The 903-nt window shown below is 38.1% G+C and carries 1 protein-coding gene; it reads left to right on the top strand.

Annotated features, from left to right (window positions below; genetic code table 11):
- Positions 1–763 (top strand): transposase (locus EIZ58_RS32745; RefSeq protein WP_134705219.1); only part of this gene is annotated, 763 nt, incomplete at its 5' end.
- Positions 764–903: the final 140 nt, after the last annotated feature.

The following is a 903-nucleotide window of genomic DNA, read 5'->3' on the forward strand; positions in this document are numbered from 1 at the left end:
AAACGTTCGAATTTACCGTAAAAACGAGAAAATCGAGCGGTTTAAAAACGGAAAAGTGAAAAAAGATTCCCTGTATACGGAAATTCAGTTGGAAACGATCATGAATCAGTTGAAGCCCGGTGAGATCCTTGAAATCGAAGAAGTCTATCTCGGCAAAGAGAAAAAGTTTGTCCCTCGCCTACTCATTTCCAAGTTAACAGAGAAGCAAACCCAAGAGCGTTTAGCGATTCGAGCTAAAAATGAAAAGAAAAAAGGAATCACCTATAAAGAACGAACCAAACAATTAAGCTCCATCAACGTTTACATCACAAATACTCCTCCATCCTATGTGACCAAAGAACAGGTTTATCCCTTGTATTCTTTACGCTGGCAAGTGGAAATCTTGTTCAAAACATGGAAGTCTCTGTTTCACATCGATTCCGTCAAGCCTGTTAAAATCGAACGGTTCGAGTGTCATTTATATGGTAAATTGCTTGCATTACTTCTGACCTCATCCTTGATGTTCCAAATGCGTGAGCTTCTTCTTCGGAAAAAGAAAAGAGAAATTAGCGAATTAAAAGCCATATCCATACTGAAAAGTTATCTTGGATTACTGCTGGATTCACTTAACAAGTGTAAAGAAGAAAGTGTCCAAGTTTTTCAACAGATGTTTCAGATGATCACAAAAAACGGCCGTAAATCGCATCGCTATGACAAGAAAACGGTTTTTGATCTTTTGGGTGTGGTCTATGAAAGCCGAATGAAAGTAGGGGTAGCTGCGTAAGATTCTGAAAAAAATAGATATTAGAAGGCTTATTTGAGTATGCCCATAATAATGAGGAAAAGATCAAAAATCTAGAATAGGGACTATTTCCAGCCTTAATATGCTTTTACCCTACTCCTTAGCTTGATGGGCATGGGGTA

It is taken from the genome of Ammoniphilus sp. YIM 78166 (assembly GCF_004522215.1).
GTDB lineage: Bacteria > Bacillota > Bacilli > Aneurinibacillales > RAOX-1 > YIM-78166.